This is a genomic window from Acinetobacter tianfuensis (genome assembly GCF_003611465.1).
GTDB lineage: Bacteria > Pseudomonadota > Gammaproteobacteria > Pseudomonadales > Moraxellaceae > Acinetobacter > Acinetobacter tianfuensis.
On record NZ_RAXV01000102.1, the window covers coordinates 1 to 598 of the forward strand.

Annotated in this window: 1 protein-coding gene; it reads left to right on the forward strand. The window is 37.1% G+C overall.

The window, feature by feature from the left end:
* A partial coding sequence (locus D7V32_RS17065; RefSeq protein WP_120403951.1) for an IS982 family transposase occupies nucleotides 1-598 on the forward strand: 598 nt, incomplete at both ends.

Below are 598 nucleotides of genomic sequence, written 5' to 3' on the forward strand. Positions count from 1 at the left end.
AATCCGAGTTGCTCAGCTAAGTCTTTCAGAAATTATCTTTATTGCTATTTGGTATAAATCCTCTCATTTCAATAATTTCAAAGCCTTTTTTACTTGGTTAAAAGAAGATAAAAGCCATTTATTTAAGTACCTGCCTTGCTATCAAAGGATGATTCATCTGATTAAGATGCACCAATTAGCTCTACATGCTTTACACGCAGCACTGATGAAAGGCCAAGGTACACAATATTTATGGATTGATTCAACAACTCTGCCAGTGTATAAAAATCAACGTATTCATCGCCATAAATCATTGGTCCAAATTGCATCACGCGGTAGAAGCTCAATGGGATGGTTTTATGGCTGTAAATTACATATTGTAATGAATCAATTTGGTGAAATTACCTGCTCTGCTTTATCAAATGGACATGTTGCGGATATAAAAGCAGTTGAGCAATTGGTTAACGGTCTAAACGGAAAACTTTACGGGGATCGGGGCTACACCAGCCAAGAACTAAAGAGCAGGCTGCAAGTTCAAGGTATGGATTTAATTACTTATCACCGAAAGAACATGGAATCTGTTCAACTCAGTACATCCGATGAATATCACCTAAGGCAA